21 protein-coding genes are annotated in these 25,953 nt (G+C 70.1%); 3 read left to right on the top strand and 18 right to left on the bottom strand.

Translation table 11 applies throughout. From position 1 onward, the window contains the following. Nucleotides 1-24 precede the first annotated feature (24 nt). Nucleotides 25-3,573, bottom strand: coding sequence for a DNA-directed RNA polymerase subunit beta (gene rpoB / locus MMF94_RS15770; protein ID WP_379660384.1), 3,549 nt, complete (start codon nucleotides 3,571-3,573; stop codon nucleotides 25-27). A 617-nt stretch (nucleotides 3,574-4,190) separates the two neighbouring features. On the opposite strand from rpoB, the gene MMF94_RS15765 reads away from it, so the two are divergent. After that, nucleotides 4,191-5,159, top strand: a complete 969-nt coding sequence (locus MMF94_RS15765) for a cyclase family protein (protein WP_241037358.1) — start codon at nucleotides 4,191-4,193, stop codon at nucleotides 5,157-5,159. A 1-nt stretch (nucleotide 5,160) separates the two neighbouring features. Next, on the top strand, nucleotides 5,161-6,822 hold the full coding sequence (locus MMF94_RS15760) for an AMP-binding protein (protein ID WP_241037355.1): 1,662 nt from the start codon (nucleotides 5,161-5,163) through the stop codon (nucleotides 6,820-6,822). A 61-nt stretch (nucleotides 6,823-6,883) separates the two neighbouring features. Here MMF94_RS15760 and MMF94_RS15755 read toward each other — a convergent pair whose 3' ends face one another. Continuing rightward, nucleotides 6,884-8,317, bottom strand: a complete 1,434-nt coding sequence (locus tag MMF94_RS15755) for a protein-glutamine glutaminase family protein (protein ID WP_241037354.1) — start codon at nucleotides 8,315-8,317, stop codon at nucleotides 6,884-6,886. Between the two features lie 182 nt (nucleotides 8,318-8,499). Between MMF94_RS15755 and MMF94_RS15750 the strand changes: the two genes are divergently transcribed. Next, complete coding sequence (locus MMF94_RS15750; RefSeq protein WP_338104216.1) at nucleotides 8,500-9,180, top strand: phosphoribosyltransferase; 681 nt, start codon at nucleotides 8,500-8,502, stop codon at nucleotides 9,178-9,180. A gap of 93 nt (nucleotides 9,181-9,273) precedes the next feature. On the opposite strand, the gene rplL is transcribed toward MMF94_RS15750, so the two are convergent. The 16 genes from rplL to MMF94_RS15670 all read right to left on the bottom strand — a co-directional run bounded on the left by rplL (nucleotide 9,274) and on the right by MMF94_RS15670 (nucleotide 25,838). Continuing rightward, a complete protein-coding gene (gene rplL, locus MMF94_RS15745) occupies nucleotides 9,274-9,663 on the bottom strand; it encodes a 50S ribosomal protein L7/L12 (RefSeq protein ID WP_241037352.1) in 390 nt (129 codons plus the stop codon). Between the two features lie 46 nt (nucleotides 9,664-9,709). Then, on the bottom strand, nucleotides 9,710-10,327 hold the full coding sequence (rplJ, locus tag MMF94_RS15740; RefSeq protein WP_241037350.1) for a 50S ribosomal protein L10: 618 nt from the start codon (nucleotides 10,325-10,327) through the stop codon (nucleotides 9,710-9,712). A gap of 393 nt (nucleotides 10,328-10,720) precedes the next feature. Continuing rightward, entirely contained in the window at nucleotides 10,721-11,575 is an 855-nt protein-coding gene (locus MMF94_RS15735) for a hypothetical protein (protein ID WP_241037348.1), read from the bottom strand. 18 nt (nucleotides 11,576-11,593) lie between these two features. Continuing rightward, nucleotides 11,594-12,154 carry a hypothetical protein gene (locus MMF94_RS15730; RefSeq protein ID WP_241037346.1) on the bottom strand — a complete coding sequence of 187 codons (561 nt, stop codon included), beginning with the start codon at nucleotides 12,152-12,154 and terminating at the stop codon, nucleotides 11,594-11,596. A gap of 26 nt (nucleotides 12,155-12,180) precedes the next feature. After that, nucleotides 12,181-13,404 carry an MCE family protein gene (locus tag MMF94_RS15725; RefSeq protein ID WP_241037345.1) on the bottom strand — a complete coding sequence of 408 codons (1,224 nt, stop codon included), beginning with the start codon at nucleotides 13,402-13,404 and terminating at the stop codon, nucleotides 12,181-12,183. Continuing rightward, nucleotides 13,401-14,696, bottom strand: coding sequence for an MCE family protein (locus MMF94_RS15720; protein WP_241037343.1), 1,296 nt, complete (start codon nucleotides 14,694-14,696; stop codon nucleotides 13,401-13,403). The genes MMF94_RS15725 and MMF94_RS15720 overlap by 4 nt, the downstream gene beginning before the upstream one ends. Then, the gene (locus MMF94_RS15715) at nucleotides 14,696-15,895 is read right to left on the bottom strand and encodes an MCE family protein (protein WP_241037342.1); all 1,200 of its coding nucleotides are present in this window, start codon (nucleotides 15,893-15,895) and stop codon (nucleotides 14,696-14,698) included. The genes MMF94_RS15720 and MMF94_RS15715 overlap by 1 nt, the downstream gene beginning before the upstream one ends. 2 nt (nucleotides 15,896-15,897) lie before the next feature. Beyond that, nucleotides 15,898-16,863, bottom strand: a complete 966-nt coding sequence (locus tag MMF94_RS15710; RefSeq protein ID WP_241037340.1) for an MCE family protein — start codon at nucleotides 16,861-16,863, stop codon at nucleotides 15,898-15,900. After that, nucleotides 16,863-18,011 (bottom strand): MCE family protein, encoded by a 1,149-nt coding sequence (locus MMF94_RS15705; protein WP_241037339.1) that lies wholly within the window; start codon nucleotides 18,009-18,011, stop codon nucleotides 16,863-16,865. Before MMF94_RS15705 ends, MMF94_RS15710 begins: the two co-directional genes overlap by 1 nt. Further along, nucleotides 18,008-19,324, bottom strand: a complete 1,317-nt coding sequence (locus tag MMF94_RS15700; RefSeq protein WP_241037337.1) for an MCE family protein — start codon at nucleotides 19,322-19,324, stop codon at nucleotides 18,008-18,010. Before MMF94_RS15700 ends, MMF94_RS15705 begins: the two co-directional genes overlap by 4 nt. A gap of 31 nt (nucleotides 19,325-19,355) precedes the next feature. Continuing rightward, the gene (locus MMF94_RS15695) at nucleotides 19,356-20,195 is read right to left on the bottom strand and encodes an MlaE family ABC transporter permease (RefSeq protein WP_241037335.1); all 840 of its coding nucleotides are present in this window, start codon (nucleotides 20,193-20,195) and stop codon (nucleotides 19,356-19,358) included. Between the two features lies 1 nt (nucleotide 20,196). Continuing rightward, entirely contained in the window at nucleotides 20,197-20,976 is a 780-nt protein-coding gene (locus MMF94_RS15690; RefSeq protein WP_241037333.1) for an MlaE family ABC transporter permease, read from the bottom strand. 10 nt (nucleotides 20,977-20,986) lie between these two features. Continuing rightward, entirely contained in the window at nucleotides 20,987-22,192 is a 1,206-nt protein-coding gene (locus tag MMF94_RS15685) for an ABC transporter ATP-binding protein (RefSeq protein ID WP_241037330.1), read from the bottom strand. A gap of 181 nt (nucleotides 22,193-22,373) precedes the next feature. Continuing rightward, nucleotides 22,374-23,348, bottom strand: a complete 975-nt coding sequence (locus tag MMF94_RS15680; protein WP_241037328.1) for a R2-like ligand-binding oxidase — start codon at nucleotides 23,346-23,348, stop codon at nucleotides 22,374-22,376. A 29-nt stretch (nucleotides 23,349-23,377) separates the two neighbouring features. After that, nucleotides 23,378-24,487: an NDMA-dependent alcohol dehydrogenase gene (locus MMF94_RS15675; protein ID WP_241037327.1), complete on the bottom strand. Its 1,110-nt coding sequence runs from the start codon at nucleotides 24,485-24,487 to the stop codon at nucleotides 23,378-23,380. Nucleotides 24,488-24,563: 76 nt separating this feature from the next. Continuing rightward, entirely contained in the window at nucleotides 24,564-25,838 is a 1,275-nt protein-coding gene (locus tag MMF94_RS15670; protein WP_241037565.1) for a sensor histidine kinase, read from the bottom strand. Between the last annotated feature and the right edge of the window lie 115 nt (nucleotides 25,839-25,953).

The raw sequence follows: 25,953 nt of genomic DNA, 5'->3' as shown, positions 1-25,953 counted from the left end.
TCGTTATTCGGCTCTGGGCGGGGATCAGTTGACGACGTCGTCGACGGTCATCGAGTCGGAACCGGGACGGCTGGACAGGTTGATGCCCAGGTTCGCCGCGGCCCGCTCCAGGTCCTCGTCGTCGGTGTCGCGCATCTCGATCGCCGCGCCGTCGCTCGAGAGCACCTCGACGTTCAGGCAGAGCGACTGGAGCTCCTTCAGCAGCACCTTGAACGACTCCGGGATTCCCGGCTCGGGGATGTTCTCGCCCTTGACGATGGCCTCGTACACCTTCACTCGGCCGACGACGTCGTCGGACTTGATCGTGAGCAGTTCCTGCAGCGTGTAGGCCGCGCCGTAGGCCTGCATCGCCCAGCACTCCATCTCGCCGAACCGCTGGCCACCGAACTGGGCCTTACCGCCCAGGGGCTGCTGCGTGATCATCGAGTACGGACCGGTGGACCGGGCGTGGATCTTGTCGTCCACGAGGTGGGCCAGCTTGAGGATGTACATGTAGCCGACGGCCACCGGGAACGGGTACGGCTCCCCGGAACGCCCGTCGAACAGCTGGGCCTTCCCGTCGGGCTTGACCATCCGCTCACCGTCACGGTTGGGCAGCGTGGAGCCGAGGAGACCGGTGATCTCGTTCTCCTTGGCGCCGTCGAAGACCGGCGTGGCCGTCTTCGTGCCGGCGGGCACGGTGTAGAGCTCCTCGGGCATCTTCGACGCCCAGTCGGGCTTGCCCTCGATCTCCCATCCGGACTTGGCGATCCACCCGAGGTGGGTCTCCAGCACCTGGCCGATGTTCATCCGTCGTGGCACACCGTGGGTGTTCAGGATGATGTCGACCGGGGTGCCGTCCTCCATGAACGGCATGTCCTCGGCGGGAAGGATCTTGCCGATGACGCCCTTGTTGCCGTGGCGGCCGGCGAGCTTGTCGCCGTCCTGGATCTTGCGCTTCTGGGCCACATAGACGCGCACCAGCTCGTTGACGCCGGGAGCCAGCTCGTCCTCGTCGTCGCGGGAGAAGACCCGGATGCCGATGACCTTGCCGTTCTCGCCGTGCGGCACCTTCAGCGAGGTGTCGCGCACCTCGCGCGCCTTCTCGCCGAAGATCGCGCGCAGCAGGCGCTCCTCCGGGGTCAGCTCGGTCTCGCCCTTGGGCGTGACCTTTCCGACCAGGATGTCGCCCGGCTGCACCTCGGCGCCGATGCGGATGATTCCGCGCTCGTCGAGGTCGGCGAGCACCTCCTCGGAGACGTTCGGGATGTCCCGGGTGATCTCCTCGGCGCCCAGCTTGGTGTCGCGGGCATCGATCTCGTGCTCCTCGATGTGGATCGACGTGAGCACGTCGTCCTGCACCAGGCGCTGCGAGAGGATGATCGCGTCCTCGTAGTTGTGGCCCTCCCACGGCATGATCGCCACGAGCAGGTTCTTGCCCAGGGCCATCTCACCGTTCTCGGTGCACGGCCCGTCGGCGATGACCTGGCCGGCCTCGACGCGGTCGCCCTCGTCGATGATCGGCTTCTGGTTGTTGCACGTGCCCTGGTTGGACCGGCGGAACTTGTTCAGCCGGTACGTGGTGCGCGTGCCGTCGTCGGCCATGACCGTGATGTAGTCGGCGCAGAGCTCCTCGACCACACCGGCCTTGTCGGCGACGAGAACGTCACCGGCGTCGACCGCGGCACGCAGCTCCATACCCGTGCCCACCAGCGGCGACTCGCTGCGCAGCAGCGGCACCGCCTGGCGCTGCATGTTGGCACCCATGAGCGCGCGGTTGGCGTCGTCGTGCTCGAGGAACGGGATCAGCGCCGTGGCGACCGACACCATCTGCCGAGGCGAGACGTCGATGTAGTCGACGCCGGTCGGGGAGATGAAGTCGACCTCGCCGCCCTTGCGGCGCACGAGGACGCGCTCCTCCTGGAAGTTGCCGTCGTCGTCGAGAGGCGCGTTGGCCTGCGCGATGACGAAGCGGTCCTCCTCGTCGGCGGTGAGGTAGTCGATCTGCTCGGTGACCCGGCCGTTGTCGACCTTGCGGTACGGGGTCTGGATGAACCCGAACGGGTTGACCTGCGCGAACGTGGACAGCGACCCGATCAGGCCGATGTTCGGACCCTCAGGGGTCTCGATCGGGCACATCCGGCCGTAGTGGCTGGGGTGCACGTCGCGGACCTCGAAGCCCGCACGCTCACGGGACAGACCGCCGGGGCCCAGCGCCGACAGGCGGCGCTTGTGCGTGAGGCCGGCCAGCGGGTTGTGCTGGTCCATGAACTGCGACAGCTGCGACGTACCGAAGAACTCCTTGATCGCCGCCACGACCGGGCGGATGTTGATCAGGGTCTGCGGGGTGATCGCCTCGACGTCCTGGGTGGTCATCCGCTCACGGACGACGCGCTCCATCCGGGACAGGCCGACACGGACCTGGTTCTGGATCAGCTCGCCGACCGTGCGCAGGCGCCGGTTGCCGAAGTGGTCGATGTCGTCGGTCTCGACGGGGACCTCGATGCCGCCCGTCTTGGCACCGCCCTCGGCCCCGTCCTCGACGGTGCCGCCGACCGTCATCGTGGTCTCGCCGGCGTGGAGCCGGACGAGGTACTCGATGGTGGTGGCGATGTCCTCCTCGGTCAGCGTGCCGACCGAGGTCTCGATCGTGAGACCGAGCTTCTTGTTGGCCTTGTAGCGGCCGACCTTCGCGAGGTCGTAGCGCTTGTCCTTGAAGAACAGGTTCTCCAGCAGGGTCTGCGCGCTCTCACGGGTGGGCGGCTCGCCCGGGCGCAGCTTGCGGTAGATGTCGAGCAGCGCCTCGTCCTGCCCGGCGGTGTGGTCCTTCTCGAGCGTGGCCATGATCGTCTCGGAGAACCCGAAGCGAGCCTGGATCTGCTCGGCGGTCCAGCCCAGCGCCTTGAGCAGCACGGTGACCGGCTGGCGGCGCTTGCGGTCGATGCGGACACCGACGGTGTCGCGCTTGTCGACGTCGAACTCCAGCCAAGCACCCCGGCTCGGGATGATCTTGACCGAGTAGACGTCCTTCTCCGTCGTCTTGTCGATGCTGTGATCGAAGTAGACGCCGGGCGACCGGACGAGCTGGGAGACGACGACACGCTCGGTGCCGTTGATGATGAACGTGCCCTTGTCCGTCATCACAGGGAAGTCACCCATGAACACCGTCTGGCTCTTGATCTCGCCGGTGGTGTTGTTGGTGAACTCCGCGGTGACGAACAGCGGGGCACCGTAGGTCATGTCCTTGTCCCGGCACTCCTCGACGGAGGCCTTGACCTCGTCGAAGCGGGGGTCGGAGAAGGACAGCGACATCGAGCCGGAGAAATCCTCGATCGGAGAGATCTCCGTGAGGATCTCCTCCAGGCCACCCATCGGATTCTCGTCGCCGGCATCGATCCGTCGCTGGAACCAGGCCTCGTTGCCGACCAGCCACTCGAACGACTGAATCTGCAGATCGAGGAGATCGGGCACCTCGAGGGGCTCGCGGATCTTCGCGAAGGTGACCCGGGTGGGAGCCCCGGGGAAGCTCGGGTTGGCCGAGACGGCAGCCGGCACGTGGGTCGCGAGGGGGCTGGTGGCGCGGGACGAAGCCAAGATGCGTCCTTCCGAGAACTGCGCTCTCGTCTGGCGGGCACCGGCTCCCGCGCGCTACCGTCTGCTCGTCCGACCCGGGCGGGAGGTCCGGGGCGATCGGGCTCGCGGATGCGGGATCCGGGGCACGCCGTCTGTTGTCATGCGCAGCCCCCGACCAGACGCGCGCGAGCACTTGGGGCGGACTCCCGGTGGGGGAACTCCATCTGAGCGCACGCGAGGCTGGACGAGGGCAGCGCAAAGAGGCAGTCTAGCTGCAAACGCAGCGGCTGTCGAGACAGGTCACCGAGACAACCATCGAGACCTAAGAGTGACCTGACCGGCGCACGGCGTCAAGACTCTACGCGGCGGTAAATGGTCCTTTTCGCGGGATGACCGGCGAAGACGTCGCACGTCGTGGCCGCGGGGCGCCTCGGAGGCCGCTGAACCGACCGTCCGTCGACCAAGTCTGGCACGTCTGCCGCCCGCACCCGGACGTGGGCCCCTCCACCCGGTCGGGTGGTCCTTGACACACCGCTGCGCCCGCCAGAGGCTCGACCCACGATCAGGTTCGCGTCCTGGACGACGGCGAGGGCCGGCGTCGCCGGCCGACGGGGTCACCCCCCGGTGAGGAGACAACGATGTCCGACACCCCCTCGATGGCTGATCTGCTGGGTGCCGATGCCCCGTCGAACTGGGGCCGATGGGGCCCGGCCGACGAGTTGGGGTCCCTCAACTACCTCGACGCGGGCGAGGTGCTCCGCGGCGTGCAGCAGGTGCGCACGGGCGAGGTCTTCACCCTGCAGATCCACATGGGCCGCACCGAGAGCCCGGGCGACCCGCTGTGGCCGGGGCGGGAGAGCATCAAGCGGCAGAACGTCATGGACGAGAGCACGTGGGACGGCGACGGCGCCCCCCAGTTCCCCGGCGGCCTGCACTACGCCGACGACACGGCCCAGATCTTCCTGCAGGGCTCCACGCAGTACGACGCGCTGGGGCACGTCTGGTACGACGGCAAGCTCTGGAACGGCTACGACGCCCGATCCACCGTGGGTGCGATGGACAAGGCCTCCGTGCTGCCGATCGCGGAGAAGGGCGTGGTGGGGCGCGGGGTGCTGGTCGACATGGCGCGCCACCGCGGCAAGGACTGGCTGGACAAGGGCGAGACGTTCGACCACGACGACCTGGAGGCCGCGGCCAAGGCCCAGGGCGTCACCATCGAGCCGCACGACGTGCTCTGTGTCCGTACCGGCTTCATGAAGTACTGGTACGAGCTCAACGACAAGGAGCGGTTCTACGACGGCTTCAACGAGCCGGGTCTCACCTACTCGCGTGAACTTGTGGACTGGTTCAAGGACCGCGAGATCCCCAATCTCGTCACCGACACCATCGCGAACGAGGTGACCTACGAGCCGGGCTCGGGCATCGCGCTGCCGCTGCACTGCGCGCTGATGCGCAACCTCGGCGTCGCGCTCACCGAGATCGCCTGGCTCGACGACCTGGCCGATGCCTGCGCCGCCGACGGCCGCTGGAGCTTCTTCTACGTGGCTGCTCCGCTGAAGATCGTCAACGGCACCGGCGCCCCGGTGAACCCGGTGGCGATCCGCTGACATGGCCACTTACGACGAGAGGCCGTGGCTCCCGCTCTACGCCGACGGGCAGCCGCACGACATCGAGCCCGAGTTCACCGACGCACTGGCGATGTTCCGGGAGGCGGTGGGGCGCAACCCCGACGGCGACATCATCCGCTACTTCGACGGCCGGATCACCCTGCGCGAGCTCGACGAGCTCTCCGACGCGTTCGCGGTGGGCCTGCTCGACTCCGGGTTCTCCGCAGGCGACCGGGTAGCGCTGTACCTGCAGAACGTGCCGCAGTTCGTCATCGCGATGGTGGGCACCTGGAAGGCGGGTGGCATCGCCGTCTCCGTCAACCCGATGAACCGGGCACGTGAGCTGGACCTGCTGCTGCGCGACTCGGGCTCCACGGTGCTGGTGTGCCTGGAGGGCCTGTACCGCGACGTCGCGGCCGCGGTGGTGGATCGCACCGACGTGGCCACGGTGATCACCACGTCGGAGCTGGAGTACCAGGCCCGCGACGATGCCCGGATCCTCGGCGGGATCGAGCGGATGGAGCTGCCCGGCACCGTCGACATGGCGGGGCTGATCGACCGGTTCCGCGGGCAGCGGCCCCCGTCGGTGTCCTTCTCCCCCGACGACACCGCGTTCCTGACCTATACCTCCGGCACCACGGGCCCGCCGAAGGGCGCGATGAACACCCACGGGAACGTGGTGTTCAACAGCCACGCCTACCGGCAGTGGTGCGGCCTCGGGCAGGACGACGTCGTGCTGGGCGTGGCACCGCTCTTCCACATCACCGGCCTCATCGCCCACGTCACGCTCTCGCTGCTGCTCGGGGCGCCGCTGGTGCTGTTCTGCCGCTTCGAGCCCTCGCTGGCGATCGAGACCATCCGCGACGAGCGCCCGACGTTCACGGTCGGGTCCATCACGGTGTTCATCGCCCTGATGAACGCCCCGAACGCGGACCGCGACGCGCTGGCGTCGCTGACGAAGATCTGGTCGGGCGGGGCACCCATCCCGCCGTCGACCGTCACGGCGTTCTCCGCGGCCTTCGGGCAGTACATCCACAACATCTACGGGCTCACGGAGACCACGTCCCCGTCGCACGGCGTGCCGGAAGGCGTCGAGGCCCCGGTGGACAAGGCGTCGGGTGCGCTGTCGGTCGGCGTGCCCATCTACAACACAGTGGTGCGCATCGTCGGCGACGACGGCGAGGACCTCCCGCCCGGGGAGATCGGCGAGATCGTCACGACGGGGCCGCAGGTCGTCGCGGGTTACTGGAACAAGCCCGACGAGACCGCTTCCGCCATCCCGAAGGGCGCCCTGCACACAGGCGACGTCGGTTATATGGACGACCGTGGCTGGTTCTACATCGTCGACCGTAAGAAGGACCAGATCAACGCGGGCGGCTACAAGGTATGGCCGCGCGAGGTCGAGGACGTGCTCTACGAGCACGAGGCGGTGCGGGAGGCCGCGGTGGTGGGCGTCCCGGACGAGTACCGGGGCGAGACGGTCAAGGCGTTCGTCAGCCTGCGGCCGGGCCGGTCGGTGACCGCTGAGGAGCTCATCGCGTTCGCGAAGGAACGGATGGCGGCCTACAAGTACCCCCGGCAGGTCGAGTTCCTGGACGAGATTCCGAAGACGGTGACGGGCAAGCTCCTGCGCCGGGAGCTGCGCACGCGCGAGCAGACCTGAGACGCGGCACCCCGCCGGCAGCCCGCCTGATCTCCCTGGCGGGGCCGCCGACCATCACGCATCACGGCAGGCCCCGCCGCCACCGGCGAAGCCATGTGCCTCGCCGCGTGGTGCGACCGGGAGCAGGCTGCTGCTCGCCCCGCCACTCCATCTCGTAGACATTGCGCTCGGAACCCGCGGCAGGACCGGGGCCTTGAGGGCGCTGGTTCGGAACGAGCACGTCGTTCGGCGGCCGGCGCAGCGCAAGGGCGCTGTTCGGTGGCCAGCGGAGGGACGGGGGGCCACCCGGCGTCCCGCCCCCGGGGGCGACGCTCGAAGCGAGCCCCGCGGGCCCGTCCGACCCCGACGCGGTACCACCGGGCAGGAGGCGTCGATACCACTGGGACGCTCGCTCCCGCTCCCACTGTTCCCTCTCCTCGCGCGCCATGTGCGAGTTCTCCACCTGCCCCTCGAGCTCCTCGCGCCAGTTGCGGAAGTCCGAGGACATCCCGTCCATCGACAACGGATAGGACTGGGGGTTTCCCGATTTGTCGATCTTCGGGATGTTCACGGCCCCCGGCTCCGTGGCAAGAACCCAGGTGGAGCCGAGAGGAAAGCCGAGCCCGTTCACCGGCCTGCTCGGATCCTCCGCGTGAAGCTGCTGGAGCCTCTCCGTCGCCTCATCGTGGCTCTCCCCGATCCGGTTCATATGGGGAGCTTCCGTGTCGGCGTGCACTGCCTGTAACCACTGATTCAGGAAGATCGGGCCCGCGGGATCAACCGCCGGGTCGAAGATCATCTCCGCGGGCTTGCCTGCATCGTCCTGCACGTCGACGGCGACGGCCACGTGGTAATCCCACGGGAGCTTGACCGGCCGTCCGGGCCGGGCGCCCCGTGCCGTCGTCGAGTTGACCCACAATCCCGGGGCACCGTCGGCCAGGGACTTCACGACGAAGATCCTCTTGCACGCCACACCGACCGACGTGAGTTGCAGAGCGATGTGACTCGCCCTGTCCGCGCAGTACAGTTCGGCCTGGTCGTAAGGGATTTCCTCCATCCACCCCTTCGTGCTGAGGAACTCGCGGTCCTTGACCCCGTCGAAAAGTCGCCGGGCTTCGCCCACGCTCATGTAGCCGGCACGACCTGCCGAAGCGGCGTCGGCCATGGCGCCCCATGGGCGAGGAGGCGCCGCCGCAGTTCCAGCGCTGGGCCCGGCGGCCCCGGCCGTTGCAGCGCTCGGCCCTTCGGTCCCCGCTGCCCAGGCGCTCCATACTCGGTAGTCGGCTGCGAGATCGTTGTCGACGAACCGGTCATCGTCGCCTGAGCGCTGGACGGGCGCGACCCCGTCTTCCTCGCTGGCCTCGCGGTGGAGGATCTGCGTGACGGCGAGATTTCCCGCGAGCCGCTGCAAGGCCAAGATCTTCTCCGGACCGTTCGCCGACCTCGGCAACGACATGCCCGGGGCGGGCGAGCGCAGCTGCGGACCCTCGCCGCGCCGCGCGTGCATCCAGGCCATCTGCGCTCTCCCCCCGTCCAGGGCCGCAGAACGTTTGCGTCGAGGCCCTCTCCCGATAATCACGGCGTCCACAACCAGAAACAAGCCCGTGGTGCGCGACCTGCCGTAGGTCCCGCGGAACGGGAGCCCGTCGCAGCAGCGACACATGTCGATGTCGCGGTGCCGACGGGTACCCGGGGCGCATGAGGATGCGCAGGCGGCGAGCCGCGTTCGCCGACCGCGCCGAGGCGGGCACCCGGCTCGGCGCCGACCTGCGCGCACGGAAGTGGTGCGACCCCGTGGTGCTGGGCCTGGCCAGGGGCGGGGTGCCGGTGGCGGCCGGCGTGGCCACGGCTCTCGACGCTCCGCTCGACGTGGCCGTGGCACGCAAGATCGGCGCACCCACCCAGCCCGAGTGGGGGCTCGGTGCAGTGACCGCTGACGGCCCGGTCAACTGGGACCCTGCCTCGCTCCGCCGTGCGCACGTGGCCGCCGCGGATCTGGCCGACGCCGTTGCACGGGAGAAGGAGGAGGCGGGCCGGCAGCTGCGGCGGTACCGGGAGGTGGCTGCGGCGGTGCCCGTCGCGGACCGGGACGTGGTGCTCGTCGACGATGGGCTCGCCACCGGGGTGACCGCCCGCGCCGCGCTGCGCCGGCTCCGTGAGGACAGCCCGCGCTACGTGGTGCTGGCCGTGCCGGTGGGCCGGGCGGGCACAGCGGACCTCATACGAGCGGAAGGTGCCGCCGACGACGTCGTGGCCCTCGTGGCACCGGCCGTGCTGGTGGCCGTGAGCTGCTGGTACCGGGACTTCGGCCAGACCCCCGACGCCCAGGTGCTCGCCGTCCTGGCTGCCGCACGGCGGGCTGACAACCCCGGCCCGTGATCGGGCGACACACGTGGAAGGGCCGCTCACGCGCGAGGGGCGGCACCCGGATCGGGTGCCGCCCCTCGGCGTGGTGCTACCGGTGTGCGGTGATCAGCTCAGGCTGACCTTGGCGCCGGCGTCCTCGAGCTTGGCCTTGGCGGCGTCGGCCGCCTCCTTCGGAACAGCCTCGAGGATCGGCTTGGGGGCCGACTCGACGAGGTCCTTGGCCTCCTTGAGGCCCAGGCCGGAGACGAGCTCACGGACGACCTTGATGACCTGGATCTTCTTGTCACCGGCGGCCTCGAGGACGACGTTGAACTCGTCCTTCTCCTCGGGGGCGTCGGCGGCGGGGCCGGCAGCAGCCGGGCCGGCGGCGACCGCGACCGGGGCGGCGGCCGTGACGTCGAAGGTCTCCTCGAACTTCTTCACGAACTCCGAGAGCTCGATGAGGGTGAGGTCCTTGAAGGCCTCGAGCAGCTCGTCGGTGGACAGCTTCGCCATGGTGGCGCTTCCTCTCTTGGGGTGTAACTACGCAGGGGGGTGGTGGTCAGCTCTCGGCGGAAGCCGGAGCCTCGGAGGCGTCGGCGGACGCCGGAGCCTCGGTGGCGTCGGTGGCATCGGCGTCGGCACCTGCCGGAGCCGCACCGCCCTCCTCCGCGCGCTTGTCGGCCAGGGCCTGCGCCAGGCGAGCCACCTGGGACGCCGGGGCGGCGAACAGGCCGGCAGCCTTGGCCATCGTGCCCTTCATCGCGCCGGCCAGCTTCGACAGCAGGACCTCGCGCGACTCCAGGTCGGCAAGCTGGTTGACCTCGGCGACGGTCAGCGTGCGACCGTCCATGAAGCCGCCCTTGATCACCAGGGCCTGGTTCGCCTTGGCGAAGTCGCGCAGCGCCTTGGCGGCGTCGACGGGCTCGCCGGTGATGAAGGTGATCGCCGTGGGGCCGACGAGCAGCTCCTCGAGACCATCCAGGCCGGCGTTCTCGGCCGCCCGCTTCACCAGGGTGTTCTTGGCGATGCGGTAGCTGGCGCCCTCGCCCAGCGAGCGGCGCAGCGTCGTCAGCTGGGACATGGTGAGGCCGCGGTACTCGGTGACCACCGAGGCGGACGAGCCCCGGAACTTCTCGGCGATCTCGTCGACCGCCGCGACCTTGTCAGGTCGGGCCATCCCTTGCCTCCTCTCGGTTGTCGGGTGGTCGTGCACGTGACTGACCCACCGTCGACGGAGCCGGAGAAGACGAACGCCCCGGCGCAGGAGCACACGGGGCGTGGCAGATGGCGCGCAACAGCGCACCTCGCGATGACCTCGTCCTCCTGCGCGGGCCGCCCGCTGTCGCGGAACCTTCGTACGCCACCGGCGATCACTCGCCGACGACGTAGACCTGCGGTCTTCGGTGGAACCGCTGACCAGGATACGCGACGTGACCTGCGTGCCGACACCGGTATGTCACGACGCCGCGCCGGGGGTCCCGAGTCGGCCCGGATTTCGGGTGAGATGGACGCCAGAGCGATTCGGTCACGGCATCCAGAGCATTGGTGTCGATCTCACCTCATCTGCTCCTTATTTGCTCTCGACGCCGGCGATCTTCCAGCGGCCGTCGATCTTCTGCCCCGTGACGGTCAGGCGGCCTGCCGCCGCGAGCTGGGTGGGCTGGCCGTCGTCGGCAGCGGCCCGGGTGGCCTGCTGGTCCATGAACGCCACGAGCACCGCCCGGTCGCCGGTGATCTCCTTGACCGCCGAGAGCGTGACCGTCGCCGATACCACGGCCTGTTGCTGCGGCGCGAGATCGCGGACCTGGGCGAACAACCGGTTGAACTGGTCGGCGAACTCCGGCGTGATCACGGCGCGGGCGGCGCGCTCGTTCTCGTCGAGCCGGGCGAAGTCGTAGGAGTAGATGGTCTGCAGCGCGTCGGTGAGCTGGCCCGAGACCTCAGCTGTGGTTCCGACGTCGACCAAGGCGGAGTTGGCGGCGGACGGGGCGTCGCGCAGGTGCGTGTCTTCGATGCCGAAGAACACGGCGAGGCCGGTGAGCACCACGAGCGCGGCGGCGAGCAGCGGCACCCGCAAGGATCGCTTGCCCTCGTCGTCCGACGCGAGATCGGCCGCCGGCTCCTCCACCGGCGTCACCGCGCGTTCCTCGGTCGTCGGCTCGTCGGACGCCGATATCTCCTGCGCCGGCTGCTCGGGCGCTGGTTCTTCGGCTGCCGGGTCCTTCGGCCGGCGGCCCGGTGCGCTCAGGTCCGACGGAGGCTCGGCGACCGGTCCGGAACCGAGCGGGATGGGCCGGGTGCGTGTGTCGTCCGGGACGGAGCGATCAGCGGTGGTGCTGCGCTGCGCAGCGGGTGCGGTTCCGGCCACCCGGGGGCGACGGATCGTGCTCACCCGGGCGCGCGGTGTGCGGGGACGTGGGGGCATGGTGAGCGACTCCTGCTCTCAGCTTGCCGGGGAGCGGACCGGGGCGAGCCTGCTCGCCTTCCAGCCGGCATCGGTGCGGGTCATCTCCAACTGCAGCCGCTGGCGGGTGACCACGGGGTCCTGCCCTTGCGGAACGACCTTGACGTCCACCCCGATGATCACGCGGGCGGTGCCGGCTCGGACGTCGAGCTCGGCCACCGCGGCGTCGGCGATGGTGGCCGTCGTGACGCGCTTGGAGTCGGTGACGACCTTGGAGTACTCGGCGCGGTTGGCGCGGAACTCGTCGAGCAATGGTCCGGTGGAGGTCTGTTCCCACAGGTCGAGTCCGGCGTCGACGTGGGTGAAGTCGAGGCTGTTGAGGTTGATGGCCGCCTGCTGCGCGTCGAGGAGCACGGCGTCTCGCTGGTCGGCCAGTTCGAGGCCGTCGTCGCCGAGCGCGAGGGCCCACCGCACGCCGAAGAAGGCCGCCACCACCGCCGCCACCGCCACCAGCACGGCGAGCACCCGCACCAGGGTGGTGGCCTGCCGTGGCCGGGCAGGCGCTGACGGGGCCGTGGGCGGGTCGTCGAGAACGGTCATGGAACCTCCAGCCGTCGGGGGACGGATCAGCTGAGCAGGATCTGGGCCAGGGAGCTCAGCGGGGGAGCCGAATCCACGGGGGCCGATCCGGCGGGCAGCGGCCCGGGCGGTCCGACCGGGGCGTCCACGGGCGGCGTCGGGGTGGCTGCGTGCGGGACGTTCTGGGCACCCCGGACGTTGATCGGGCTTCCGGGCGGCTCCGCACAGTAGGCGTCCTCGTTGAGCTCGACCGGACCGACCTCGCTCCCGGCCCGGTGTGGTGTGTCCTCGTAGCCCTGCGTGCACGGGAACGGGTCGAAGAGGTTCACGGCGAGGCCGAGGTGGGCTGTGCCGTCGTCGGGAACCGCGGTGTAGCCGTTCGAGGCCAGCCCGGGATAGGTGACGAGCAGCTGCCGCAGCCCGTCCTGGCGTGGCTCGGCGACCCGCGAGACCGTGAGCAGGTCGGCGAGGAGCTCGGAGAGCCCCGGGCCGCTCTCCCGGAGCAGGCCGACCACCTCGTCCGACACGTCCGGGCCGGTGACGAGCAGCCTGCGCAGGTCGGGATCGGATGTCGCGAGCTGGTCGGCGAGCAGCGACAGGTCGTGGCTGAAGCTCTTGAAGTCCCCGGACACGTCGTTCTGGGTGGTGAGCACAGTGCGCCCGTCGTGGATCAGCGCCAGGGTCTGCGGCAGCGCGTCGACGGCGTCGGCGGTGAACGCGTTGGTGGTGTCCAGAATCTTCTGCAGGGGCTGCGCGGTGCCCTCGAAGGCATCGCCCAGCTGGTCGACGACGGTGCGCAGGGAATCCAGCGGCACCGACCGGACGAAGTCGTCCAGACTGACGACGAGATCCTCGATCGGCACCGGGGTGCTGGTCCGCGACATCGGGATCACCGATCCGCCGTCGAGTACCGGGCCCCCGTCGCTGGTGGGCTGCAGGTCGACGTACTGCTCCCCGATCGCGGAGAGGTTGTGTACCGCGGCGTCCAGGTCCGCGGGGATCGGCGGGGCGTCGCGGTTGATGTCGAGCCTCGCCTCCACGCCGTCGGGGATCAGCGTGAGCGGACCGACACGGCCGACGCTCACCCCGCGGTAGGTCACATCGGCGCCGGTGAAGATGCCGCCTGACTGGGCCAGCTGCAGTCGCACGGGATACGTCGTGGCGCCGAAGAGGTCGCCGAATCCGGCGTACCGGAAGCCCGCGTAGCCCACCCCGAGAGCGGTCACGAGGAGGAACGCGATCAGCTGAAGCCGTACCGCCTTGGTGATCACCGGCCGCCTCCCAACAGGCCACCGAGGATGCCGCCGCCTTCGCTCGGCTCAGGTGTGGAGGTCGGCGACGGCTCCGAGGAGTCGGGGTCAGGGTCGGAGTCGGAGTCGGGTGGGTGCGACCCGGGAAGCCCCGGCAACGGGAGCAGGCCGTCGTCGCCGAGCAGCGGGACCTTCGGGAGCGACGGGCCGATCGGGCCCAGCAGGGGGCCGAGCAGCTCGGCCGTGGGCGGCAGCCCGGGGATCGGGCCGTCCGGGCCGGGGAAGGGCTGGTTGGACCGCGCGAGGTTCTGCAGGACGTGGCCGAGGTCGAGATCGGCGCGCACGTAGAGGTTGGCGTAGTCGCCTGCGAAGCCGTCGACCGAGCCGTCGGTGAACGGGAAGGTGGGCAGCAGCTCGAGCGAGTTGACCAGGTCGGGGCCCGATTCGGCCAGCTTGCCCAGGATGGGCTGCAGCAGCTTCAGGTCGGCGAGCACGTCGTCCCGGCTGCGGTTGATCACGTCGGTGGCGACGCCGGAGAGCCTGTCGAGTGCCTGAAGCATGTCGACGAGCTGCCCGCGCTGGGCCTCCAGCTCCTTGAGCCCGGGCGCGAGGTCGTCGAGCGCGGTCTTGATCTGGTCGCGCCGGTCGTTCAGCGTGGACGACAGCCGGTTGATCTCGTCGAGCGCGCGCGTGATCTCGGTCTTGCGGTCGTCCAGCGCGCCGACGAGGTGGTCCAGGTCGTCGAGCAGCGCGCGGATCTCGGGCTCGTTGCCGGTGAGCGCCTTGTTGAGCTCGCTGGAGATCGTCCGGATCTGCGCGATGCCCCCGCCGTTGAGCAGGAGCGACAGCGCCCCGAGCACCTCCTCCACCTCCGCCGCCCGGCTGGTGCGGGCGAGCGGGATGGTGGCGCCGTCGGCGATCCGCGGTGGCGATACCGCCCCTGGGGCCTCCTGCGGCCGCCAGAGCTCGACGAACTTCTCGCCCAGCAGGCTCGTGGTGCGGATCCGGGCCTGCGCGTCGGCGGGCAGCGCGACGTCGCGGTTGACGAGCACGCTCACCATCGCCGTCCAGGTGGGGCTGACGCTGATGTCGGTGACGGTGCCGACGGAGACGTCGTCGACCTTGACCAGCGACTGGGGAACGAGGTCGACGACGTCGGAGAACTCGATCGTGAGCCGGTACGGGTCGGGGCCCAGGGCCGCGCCACCCGGCAGGTCGACGCCGCGCAGCCCGCCGGAGAGCACGCCGCACCCGCTGGTGAGCAGCGCGACCACGGTGATGAGAGCACCGAGTCGGAGCGACGCCCGGCCCATCACCGGTCACCGCCCGGGTGCGCCGGCGGCGGGTCCGTCGGTAGCGCCAGCCCCGGCACGGGCGGCAGCTGGCCGGACTGCAGGGAGTTGAGGACCTGCGCGGGGCTCGGCAGCGGGACGGCCCCGGACAGCACGGGTTCGAGCTGGGAGCAGGTGCCGGAGAGGGTGGGTGGCAGGTCGGCAGGCGTGCCGCGCTCGAGCGCCTGGCAGACCAGCACGATCGGGGGCAGCGACAGCTCGTTGATGTCGGCGCGGGTGTCGAGGGTGCCCGAGGAACCGTTGTAGGTGTTGGCGAGGTTGGACAGGCCTGCGGGGGCGATGTCGAGGATCTCGGCCAGCGCCTTCTGCTGCTTGACCAGCACCGCGGTGACGTCGGTGAGCTTGTCGACGTTGGACTTGATCTCGCCCCGGTTGTCCCGCACGAAGTCGGCCACCTCGCCGAGGGCGATCGACAGCTCCGAGACGGCGCTGCCGAGGTCGCCCCGCTCGTCGGCGAGGAAACCCGAGACGTCCGCGAGCCTGCCGTTGAACTCCCGCACCTGGTCGTCGTTGTCGGCGAGCATCGAGGTGAACTTCTGCAGCTCCGTGACAGTGCCGAAGAGATCCTCACGTGAGTTGGCCAGCGTTCCCGACAACTCGCCCAGGTTGTGGATCGTGTCGCCCAGCTTCCGGCCGTTCCCGTCCAGGTTCTCCGCCCCGACGTCGAGCGCGTCGGAGAGGGCTCCCTTGGCGTTCACCCCGTCCGGTCCGAGTGCCTTCGAGAGCTCGGTGGCCGTGCGCGTGAGCTCGTCCACCCCGAGCGGGGTGGCGGTGCGCTCGACCGGGATGACGGCCCCGTCGGTCAGCTCCGGACCGCCCGAGAAGGTGGGGGTGAGCTGGACGTAGCGACCCGTGACGAGGCTCGGCGAGACGACGACGGCGCGCACGTCGGCCGGGAGCTTGAGCTCGCCGTCGGTGATCCGCATCTCCACCCGCACCTGCGTGCCCTGGGGCTCGACCTTGGTGATCGTGCCGACCGGCACGCCGAGCACACGCACGGAGTTGTCCTCGAACAGAGCCGTCGCCGACGTGAAGTACGCCGTGACCAGCCGTCCGGGCGGCTGGAGCACGAGATAGAGCCCGCCGGCGACCAGCACGGCCACCACGGCCGCCAGCGCGGTGAACTGAAGCTGGCGGCGGTCGGTGAGGGTGAGCCCCATCCTCAGCACCCCCCCGGGTTGATCGGGCCGGCGGTCGGGGGCAGCAGTCCGCAGAGGTAGCTGTCGAACCAGCGGCCGTTGCCGACGGAGTTGGTGAACAGCCGCACGAACACCGCCTCGAGCCGCAGCCCGTTGTCGAGGGCGTCCCGGTTGCGCTGCAGCAGCGCGGCGACCTTGTCGAGCTTCTCCAGCGTGGGTCGCAGCTGGTCGCGGTTGTCGGCGACCAGGCCCCGCAACTGTTTCGACAGCTCGCGGGTGCCGTCGAGCAGTGCGCTGATCGCTTCCTTGCGCTTCTGCAGCTCGGAGAGCAGGAGGTTGCCGTCGGAGAGGAGCTTCTCGAACTCGTCGTTCCGGTCGGCGAGCACGCCGGAGAGCTTGTGGGTGCCTTCGAGCAGCTTGTGGATCTCCTCGTCCCGGCTCGCGATGGTGGTGGAGAGGCGGGAGAGCCCGTCGAGGGCGCCGCGGACCTCGGGAGCGGTGTCGCGGAACGTGTCGGCCAGCGTGGTCAGGCTCTGCGCGAGCTGCTTCGTGTCGAGCTGGTCGATCGTGCCGGAGAGCCCGTCGAACGCCTCCACCACATCGAACGGGGACGCGGTGCGGGCCAGCGGGATCACGCCGCCGGGTTCGAGGGCGTTGTCGCCCTGCGGGTCGAGCGCCAGGTACTTGGAGCCGAGCAGGGTCTTGATCTCGATCGAGGCGGACGTCCGGTCGCCGACCCAGGCATCGGAGATCGTGAAGGTGACGAGAACCCGGTCGCCTGCCAGCTCGACGGAGCCGACGCGCCCGGCCTCGACGCCTGCGATGGTGACGAGGTCGCCGGAGGTGAGCCCGGCGGCCTCGCCGAACTCGGCGCGGTAGGTGGTGCCGCCGCCGAAGATCGCCGGACCGTTGAAGGCCAGCACGACGATGAGCACGATCGCCAGCAGGCCGATCACGGCGGTGCGGACGGGGTTGCGCTGTCCGGGCATCAGTGGTCCCCCGGCAACGACAGAGCAGGTGGCAGCGCAGGCAACTTCGGACCGTCCGGGGCGACGGGCGGGATACCGCCCAGCGGATTCGGCTTCTCGCCCTCCACGCCGTCGGGGTCGGGCCCGCACCGCGGGGAGGCGCTGGTGAACGCCGGGATCTCGGCAGGCGGGAGGTAGGGCTCCAGCCCGACGGAGCCGGTGAGGCCGCACAGATAGAACTGGAACCAGCTGCCGTAGCTGCCCGCCCGGGAGACCGTCTCCAGCTTGCCCGGCAGGTTCAGAAGGGTCTGCTCCAGCTTGGGCGCCTGGTCGTTCAGGTTGCCTGCGAGGTCGCCCAGCGAGGCGATGTCCTGGCGCAGCGCCGGCCGCCCCTCCTCGACGAAACCGGACGTGACCTTGGTGAGCTTGCCGATCGAGACGATCGCGTCCCCGATCGGCTTGCGGTCCTCGGCGAGGCCCGACACCAGCGCCTGCAGGGAGCTGATGAGGTCCGACAGCTGCTGGTCCCGCGCGTTGACGGTGTCGAGCACCGCGTTGAGGTTGTCGATGACCTGGCCGATCACCTCGTCGCGGTCGGCGAGCGTGTTGGTCAGCGACGACGTGCTCGCGAGCAGGCTCTGCACGGTGCCGCCCTGCCCCTGAAGGACCTGGATGATCTCGAAGGAGAGCTGGTTGACCTGCTGCGGGTCGAGCGCGGCGAACAGCGGCTTGAACCCGTTGAACAGCGTGGTGAGGTTCAGCGGCGGGCGGGTGCGCTCCACCGGGATCGTGCCCCCTGGCGGGAGGGTGTCGCCGGTGGGGCCTGCGCCGAGTGCGAGCGAAAGGAACCGCTGGCCGATGAGGTTCTTGTAGAGGATCGCGCCCGTCACCGATGCCGGGAGCCGCTGGTCCCGGGAGACGCTGAAGGCCACCTCGGCGACCCGCCGGTCGACGATCCGGATGTCGTCGACGGTGCCGACGACGACCCCCGCGATCCGGACGTCGTCGCCGGGCAACAGCCCCGATGCATCCGTGAAGCGCGCGGTGTAGGCCGTGTGCTCTCCCGGCGACGCGTTCGCGATGGTCAGCGCGAGCACGGTGGTGGCCAGTGCGACCACGACCGTCAGCGCGGTGAACTTGATCAGCGGCCCGTAGGGGATCCTGTTCACGTCAACGCCACCTCGGCGCCCCGGTAGAGCGGACCGACCAGCATCGAGCTCCAGTTCGGCACCGCGGACGGCGACGTGCCGTCGCGGGCCGCGGTGAGCTCGGCGACGATCCGCTGCTCGCCCGGCGAGTTGGGCAGGCCCATGCCCGTGTAGCCGGCCGGACCGGGGAACGAGGCCGGGATCGCACCGAAGTCCTCGGCGCTGCCCTTCGGCGTGCCGACGGGTGCGGGGCTGGGCTCCGACCCGTCCTTGAACGGTCCGCCCGGCGGGTGCTGGGGGCCGAGCGGCTCGATCGGGTAGCAACGCGGGCCGCGGTCGTCGAGGTAGCGCGGCTCGTCCTGATTGGGCACGTACTTGCCCTTGTTCGCGACGATCTCCAGCGTGATGCGCAGCCCCGGCCGGTCGGTGCCCACGCCGAACGCCTTGTCGATGCGCGGGACGAGACCTGCGAGCTGGTTGAACAGGCACGGGAACTCCGGCGCGTAGCGCGCCAGGCTCTCCAGGGTGGGGCGGCTCGACGAAGCCAGCCCGATGATGTTCCCCCGGTTCTCCACGAGGAACGCCTTCAGGTCGTCCGACGCCTCGGTGACCCCGGTGAGCAGGTCGTTCAGCTGCTGGCGCTGCTCCACGACCGTCCGGCTGGTGACGCTGAAGTCCTCCAGTGCGTCGAGCAGGTCGGGGGCGGCATCGTTGGCGTTCGCGGCGAAGTCGGCCAGCTGCGTGATGTCCTCCTGCAGGTCGGGCACCGCAGGGCGCAGCCCGCCCGTCAGCTGCTGCAGCTGCACCAGCGTCTTGCCGAGGTCCTCACCGCGGCCGGACAACGCCTGCGACAGGGCACCGAGCGTGGTCGCGAGATCCTGCGGCTCGACGGCTTGGAGGAGCGGGAGCAGCCCGTCGAGCACCCGTTCCACCTCGCGGGCGGCCGCGCTGCGGTCCTCCGGGATCACGTCACCCGCCGCGAGTGACGGCCCCGGCGGCCCGCTGGGCGGCACCAGCGACACGTACTTCTCCCCGAACAGGGTCTTGGGGATCAGCCGCGCCGAGACGCTGCGCGGGATCAGCGCGATCTTGTCGCGGTCGAGGGCGAGTTGCACGGTGGCGCCGGTCCCGTTCGTGCTCACCGACCTGACCGTGCCGACGTTCAGACCGCGGACCTTCACATCGGCGCGGGGGGCGAGCTGGGTGCCGACCCGGTCGACCTTCAGCGTCACCGGCACGGCGGCGGAGAAGAACCCGGCGTAGGCGCCGACGGCGAGCCCTGCCATCGCGAGCAGCACCACGACGAAGGCGAGCCCTTGCAGCCTGCGCTTCACGACAGGCCTCCGCCGATGAGCTGCGCCGCCGTCATCCGGCCACGCTCACCGACGTCGAGGTGCCGTAGATGACCAGCGTGAGGAAGAAGTCGAGGATCGCCGTGCTGACGATCGACAGGCGCACCGACCGCCCCACCGCGATGCCGACGCCCGCGGGGCCGCCCTTGGCGCTGTAGCCGTAGTGGCAGTGGATCAGGATGATCACGACAGCGAAGATGATCACTTTGAGGTACGAGTACAGCACGTCGCTGACCGGCAGGAACAGATCGAAGTAGTGGTCGTACGTGCCGCCGGGCAGGCCGTTGATCAGCGTGACGTTCAGCCGTGACGCGGCGAAGCTCGCCAGGAGCCCGATCGTGTACATCGGGATGATCGCGATCACGCCGGCGATCACGCGGGTGGTGATGAGGAACGGCACGCTGGGCACCGCCATCACCTCCAGCGCGTCGACCTCCTCGGAGATCCGCATCGCGCCCAGCTGCGCGGTGAAGCCTGCGCCGAGGGTGGCGGTGAGCGCCGCCGACGCCACGAGCGGCGCGATGTCGCGGGTGTTGAAGTACGCGGTGATGAAGCCGGTGAGCGCCTCGACCCCGAGCGAGTCCAGCGCGCGGAAGCCCTGCAGACCCACGAGGCTGCCGACGAACAGCGACAGCGACAGCATCACGCCCGCGGTGCCGAGGATGACGATCAGCGCGCCGGAGCCGAAGCTCACCTCGGCCAGCAGCCTGGCGATCTCCGAGCGGTAGCGGCGCAGCGTGCGCGGGATCCACACGATCGCGCGGGCGTAGAGCGAGAGTTGTTCGCCCAGCTCCTCCAGCACGTGCAGCGGCGCGTCCACCACCCGGCGCGCCCGGCCGTTCAGCGGCGCCACGTCACGACCCCTTCGGCGGCACGAGCTCGAGGTACAGCGACGTCAGCACCAGGTTGATCAGGAACACCAGCACGAACGAGATGACGACGGACTGGTTCACCGCGTCGCCGACGCCCTTGGGCCCCGGTGGTGGGTTGAGGCCGCGGTAGGAGGCGACGATGCCGGCGGTGAAGCCGAAGAGGGCGGCCTTGATCTCGCTCACCACGATGTCGGAGACCTGCGCGATCGACGAGAAGCTCGCGATGTAGGCGCCCGGGGTGCCGCCCTGCACCACGACGTTGAAGAAGTAGCCGCCGCCGACGCCGACCACCGTGGCGAGCCCGTTGAGCACAACAGCCGTGGTGGCCATCGCCAGCACCCGAGGAACGACGAGGCGCTGGATGGGCGAGATGCCCAGCACCTCCATGGCTGCGATCTCCTCGCGGATCGTCCGGGCTCCGAGGTCGGCGCACACCGCGCTGCCGCCTGCGCCGGAGATCAGCAGCGCCGTGACGATCGGAGCGGCCTGCTGGACGATCGCGAGCACACTGCCCGCGCCGGTCTGGCTCTGCGCGCCGAACTGGCGGGTGAGGTCGGCCAGGAGCAGCGCGATCGTGGCGCCGAACGGGATGGTGAACAGGGCCGTCGGGAGCGCGGAGACCTTGGTGACGAACCAGGTCTGCTCGATGTACTCGCGCAGCTGGAACGGTGGTCGGAAGGTGTTGCGGACGACGTCGATCCCGAGTCCGAACAGACGTCCGACGGGGGTGAGGGCGCGGGTGATCGGGGCAGGTGCCGTCATGTTCGCCGTCTCAGGGCCGGTGCCGGCCGGGACCGGGCGGAGGGGGTGGTGGTCCGTCAGGTCCCGGCCGCGGATCACGATCGGGATCGCTGACGTAGCCGGGGTCGAAGGTGTCGAAGCCGTCGGCGTCCGGGCCGTACCCCGGCGCCCGGGGCGGGTAGCCCGGCACCGGGCCGCGCGAGCGCCATCGCCAGCCCGTTCTCGGCGGTGGCGCCTGCAGGGGCGGTTCGACGGGCCGGGGGTCGGGCAGCGGGTCGTGGGCGTAGTTCTCCCGGATCGCCTGCTGGGCCGCGGCAGGCAGCGTGTGCAGCATCTGTTGCACACGCGCGCGGCGACGACCGACGGCCTTGCGCTCCCCCACACCCGGGCTCGGCTGCAGCTGCGGCTTCATGGGCGGCAGCCCCGCGAGCTCCCCCGCCTCCTGCATCTCCCGGGCGGCCTGCGCGGTGTCCTTCTCCTCCGACATGCCGATCGGCCCCTGCCTGCGCCCGTTCAGGAACTGGGCGACGACCGGCTCCTCCGACGTCAGCAGCACCTCGCGCGGCCCGAACATCGCCAGGTGCTTGCGGTAGAGCATCCCGATGTTGTCCGGCACCGTCTGCGCGGTGTTGATGTCGTGCGTGACGATCAGGAACGTCGCGTCCGTCTGCGCGTTCAGGTCGATGATCAGCTGGTTCAGGTAGGCCGTGCGCACGGGATCGAGACCGGAGTCCGGCTCGTCGAACAGGATGATCTCCGGGTCGAGCACCAGCGCTCGGGCCAGGCCCGCCCGCTTGCGCATCCCCCCGGAGATCTCACCGGGTAGCTTCCGCTCGTCACCGGTGAGGCCGACCATCGCCATCTTCTCCGCGACGATGTGCCGGATCTCCGACTCCGACTTCTTCGTGTGCTCGCGGAGCGGGAACGCGATGTTGTCGTAAAGGTTCATCGAGCCGAACAGCGCGCCGTCCTGGAACAGCACGCCGAACAGCTTGCGCAGCTCGTAGAGGCGCGATTCGGAGCAGCGCACGAGATCGGTGCCGTGGATGACGATCGATCCGTGCTCGGGCTTCAGCAGCCCGATGAGGGTCTTGAGGAACACCGACTTGCCGGTGCCGGACGGCCCGAGCAGCACCGACACCTCGCCGGGCGGCAGCGTCAGCGACACGTCGGACCAGATGTTGGCGCGGCCGAAGGACTTCGAGAGCCCTTCCACCTTGACTTCGACGCCAGCCACCGGTGCCTCCTGAACCTTCTCGTCGGGAGCCGGCCGGCCGATGTGCGCGGACCGGCCGGCTGCCCACGAAAGGGTCAACGAGGCCTGGTGATCTCGGTTACTCACCGGTCATAGAACGCCGCGAGGTTACCCCGGATGGACGCTCATCCACCACCAACCGCAGTAGCCCGATCGCGGTGTGTCATGCCACGGGGACGGGGAGCAGCGCCAGATCCTCGGCGTGGAACCGCTCCTCGAGCTGCTCAGGAGAGGCGTCGACGTCGATCGAGCGCACGTCCGCACCCCGTGCCGACTCGATGGCACCGAGCCTGCGCCCGACCTTGTCCATCGCGTACTCGGCCAGCTCGTCGAGGTCCACCGAGAACGGCGGCTCCTCGCCCTCGAACTCCTCGAAGGTGTGGGTCACCACGCCCATCGCGGGCACCAGCAGCTCCTGCATCCGCTCGTCGACGACGTCCCAGAGGCTGTCGTCGGCGGCGACGTGGCGGCGGCAGGTGAACGTCCCCCACGCCATGTGGCGGCGCTCGTCGTCGCCGATGAGCTTGATGACCTGCTGCATGCCGGGCAGGATCCCGCGGCTCGAGCACACCTTCGCCCACGTGAAGTAGCCGGTGAGCGCGAGCGTGCCCTCGACGATGTGGTTGTAGGTGACCGAAGCGCGGATCTGGTTGCGCGGCGACGGATCGGCCGCGAGCGCGTACAGGCTGTCCGGCAGCTGCCGGGTGAAGATCTCCATGTAGTGGGGGTTCGTCTCGATGTAGGAGTGCAGATCCTCGGTGAGCCCGACGGCGTCGAACCACCGGCGGAACGCCTCGGTGTGCCGGGCCTCCTCGAACACGAACTGCGTCAGGTACATCTCGTCCGCGATACGGCCCTCGGCCGCCATCGCCGCCACGAACGGCTGCAGGTCCTGGGTGACCGACTCCTCGCCCGCCATGAACTGCGTGGCGAGCGAGCAGGTCCACCAGCGCTCGTGCTCGGTCATCTCGGCGATGTCACGCGCGTCCTGCGTGAAGTCGATGTCCGCGGGGTTCCAGTGCCGGGCATTGCCCTTGCTGAACAGCCGCATCGGCAGGGAGTCGAAGTTCAGCCCCCCGCGCTGCAGGGTCGCGAACCCGGTGCGCCTGCCGTGCTCGATCGATCGCTTCTCGGTCACCGTCTCGCTCCTTTGCTGCAGTGGTCTGCTCAGTACCGGATGACGCCGCGGATGTTGCGGCCCTCGCGCATGTCCTGGTAGCCCGTGTTGATCTCTTCCAGCGGATAGGTCCTGGTCACGAGCTCCTCGAGCTTCAGCTGGCCGAGCCGGTGCAGCTCGAGCAGCCGCGGCACGTCGTGCTGGGCGCTGGAGCTGCCGTACAGGGCGCCCCGGATCTGCTTCTCGTAGAGCGTGAGCTCCAGCAGCGAGAGCTTGGCCGTGTCCTCGTCGGGATGACCGAGCGCCGTGACGACCACCCGGCCCCGCTTGCCGACGAGCTGCAGCGCGGGCTGCAGGTAGCTGCCCTCGGCCACGTCGGTGGTCAGGATGGCGGCGTCGGCGAGCTGGCCACGGGTGAGCTCGGAGACCGTGGCCCACGCCTCGTCCATATCGGCGGCCACGTGAGTGGCCCCCAGCTCCAGCGCCTTCTCGCGCTTGAACTCCACGGGGTCGACGGCCATCACGTACCGGCAGCCCGCCAGCTTCGCGCCCTGCACCGCGTTGGCGCCGATCCCGCCGACGCCGATGACGACGGCCGTGTCACCGACCCGCAGGTCGGCCGTCCGGATCGCCGAGCCGACGCCCGTGGTGACCCCACAACCGACGAGCGCGGCCAGCTCCAGCGGGATGCCCTCGTCGATCTTCACGACCGACTTGACCGGCACCACGGTGTGCCGCGCGAACGTGCCGAGCAGGCACATCTGCCCGATGTCCTCGCCGCCTTCGCCGTGGAAGCGGTAGGTGCCGTCGAGCTGCGGGCCGAGCATCGAGCCTGCGCCGTCGTTGCACAGGGAGGTGTAGCCGCGCACGCAGTAGCTGCATCGGCCGCACGACGGCAGGAACGTCATCACGATCGGGTCGCCGGTCTCCACCTCCGTGACCCCCTGCCCGACCTGGAGGACGCGCCCGGCTCCCTCGTGCCCCCCGATCATCGGGAAGGCGATGGGCAGGTCGCCCGTGACCAGGTGTTCGTCGGAGTGGCACAGCCCGCTCGCGACCAGTTCCACCAGCACCTCGCCGGGGCCCGGTGGATCGAGCTCGACCTCCTCGACCTCCCACTTTCCGCCGAGCTCCCGGATCACAGCCGCCGTGGTCTTCATGGCGATCAGCATGTCGTGGATCACGACCGGACGCAGGGGGCCGCGGGTTCCTGTAGTGGCCCATGGGTGCCAGCTGTCACGTCACGGGGAGAGGGAGCTCCAGGTGGGCCACCAGGCCACCGCCGTCCCGGGGCAGCAGGTGCAGCTCGCCGTCCATCGCCGCCACCAGCGCCTCGACGATCCACAGCCCGATACCCGCGGTGCCCCGCCGATCCCCGAGTGCGACGCCCTTCGCCGTCACCATGCCCTCCTGGCCGGGAGGGAGGCCCGGACCGCGGTCGCGCACCTCGGCCACCAGCCGGCCGTCCGCGTGCCTCAGCTCCAGCTCGACGACCGCCTCACCGCTGTGCCGGGCGGCGTTCTCCACCAGGTTGGTGAGCACCCGGCGCAGCCGCTGCGGGTCACACCGGACCACCGCGTCCGGCGGCGACACCTGTGCCGACCGCCGCGCCGGTTCCACTCCCGCCGCGTCCAGCACGGCCTCGGCGAGCTCGCCCAGGCGGACCGGCCGCTCCCGCACCCTCCCGAGCGGCGAGCCCTCCCGCACGGCGACGTCAGCGAGCCCGTCGAGCATGTCGCGCAGGTGCACGGCGTGCTCGGCCAGCAGCCGGGTCGCTGTCTGCCGGGCTTCCCCGGTGAGCCGGTCGGCGGCGAGGTCGGCCGTCAGCGCGGTGAGCGAGGCGACGGGCGTACGGAACTCGTGCAGGACGACACGCACGCCGTCCATCCGCGCCTCCTGGGCGGCGAGCAACCGGGCCCGCAGATCACGCTCCTCCAGGAAGGCCTCGTGCTCGGCGAGCGCCCTGGCACGGGACACCGCGGCTGCGGCGAACTGGCGCTCCAGCATGCGCAACAACACGCCGACCAACACCGCGGCGGCGACCAGATAGCCCGTCCACCACGCCCCGGCGAGCAGCCGGTCGATGAGGGCAACGCCTGCGTCCGACCCGAGAACCGAGCACACCGTGAACGCGACGCCGACCCCCAGCGCCGCGAACCTGCCGATCACCGCCCCGCCACGCAACGACGCGGCGATGACGACCAGCGGCAGAATCGCGACCATGATGCTGGTGGCCCCGCCGGTCAGCGCGCAGGCGACCAGCGTCAGCACCGCGTCCACCGACGTCGTCAGCCACGCCGGCAACAGCTGCCGTCCGCGCCATTCGGCCACCGCGAGTCCGGTCGCGTAGCCCAGCGCCGCCAGCACGAGCACCCCGAGCGTCACCGCATGCCCGCGGGCGAGCTCCGGGCCGAGGACGACCGCCAGCCCCACCGAACAGACGACCAGCAGGCGGATGAGGACGGTGATGCGCTCCTCGACCGACGACAGGGCGCGGACGGCGCCGTCCATGTGCACGGCGCCAGCATCTCCCACATCACGGCGGCCGTACGAGGCGCTGGACCGGGCGGATCCGAGGATGGACACCTTGTGCGGTTTGCGCGCACTCGTGTCGCGGAAACGGGGT

The sequence above is a fragment of the Pseudonocardia alaniniphila genome (genome assembly GCF_022524485.1).
Taxonomy (GTDB): Bacteria; Actinomycetota; Actinomycetes; order Mycobacteriales; family Pseudonocardiaceae; genus Pseudonocardia; species Pseudonocardia alaniniphila.
This window is presented reverse-complemented; position numbering and strand designations above follow the sequence as displayed.